Genomic DNA, 1,031 nt, shown 5'->3' with positions numbered 1-1,031 from the left:
CATCCGCGGTTCGGGCCGTGGGCGGGGTTGGGGTTGCAGGTGGTTGTGGTGGTGGTGTTGGTGGTGCGGCGGGTGTGGCCGTTGTTGGTGTTGGGTGTGGCGACGGTGTCGGCGGTGTTGATGTCGTTGTCGGTGTGGTTGGCGCCGGGGTTGTTGGTGACGTCGGTGGATGGGTCGGGGGTGTGGGTGCCGTTGGCGGCGCCGTTTGCGGCGTATTCGGCGGTGGTGTATTCGTCGCGGCCGCGGGGTGCGTGGGTGTTGACGGGTGTGTTGACGTTGGTGGCGACGCGGTTGTGGCAGTTGTCGTTTGCGGTGGTGGCGTCGGGGGTGTTGTTGACGGCGGTGCCGGCGTTGTTGGGGATGTATGTGGCGGCGCGGCGGGGGTTGATCGCGGCGTTGACGGAGCGGGCGGAGCGGGCGGAGCGGGAGCAGTTTTTGTTGGCGGAGCGGGCGCGGGCGGAGGAGCGGGTGCGTCTTGCGGGGGAGATGCATGATGTGGTGACGCATCGGGTGTCGTTGATGGTGTTGCAGGCGGGGGCGTTGCGGGTGGTGTCGACGGATGAGCGGGTGCGGGCGGAGGCGGAGGGGTTGCGGGCTGCGGGGTGTCAGGCGTTGGAGGAGCTCAGGGATTTGGTGGGGGTGTTGAGGTCGCCGGAGAGTGCGGCGGGTGTGGTGGGGGCGGTGGGTGATTCGGGTGGTGTGGCGGGTGGTGTGGGGGTGGGTGATTTGGGGTTGTCGGTGTTGGTGGAGGAGTCGCGGGCGGTGGGGGTTGAGGTGGAGTTGAGTGAGGTGGGGGATCGTTCGGTGTCGTCGCCGGTGGTGGCGCGGACGGCGTATCGGATTGTGCAGGAGGGGTTGACGAATGTGCGGAAGCACGCGCCTGGGTGTGGGGTGTGGGTGGAGGTGCGGTATGAGGCGGATCGGGTGCGGTTGAGGGTGCGGAATACGGCGCCGCGGGGTGTGGTGGACCGGGAGTTGGCGTCGAGTGGGTCGGGGAGTGGGTTGAAGGGTTTGCGGCAGCGGGTGGAGCT

The 1,031-nt window shown here is 68.4% G+C and carries 1 protein-coding gene; it reads left to right on the top strand.

The window, feature by feature from the left end; all coding sequences use genetic code 11:
* Window positions 1-48: 48 nt before the first annotated feature.
* Window positions 49-1,031 (top strand): sensor histidine kinase (locus tag AC07GB_RS39800; RefSeq protein ID WP_478854480.1); only part of this gene is annotated, 983 nt, incomplete at its 3' end.

Source organism: Streptomyces sp. NPDC045778 (assembly GCF_056431945.1).
The sequence above is the reverse complement of the archived record's forward strand: the minus strand, read 5'-3'. Positions and strand labels throughout refer to the sequence as shown.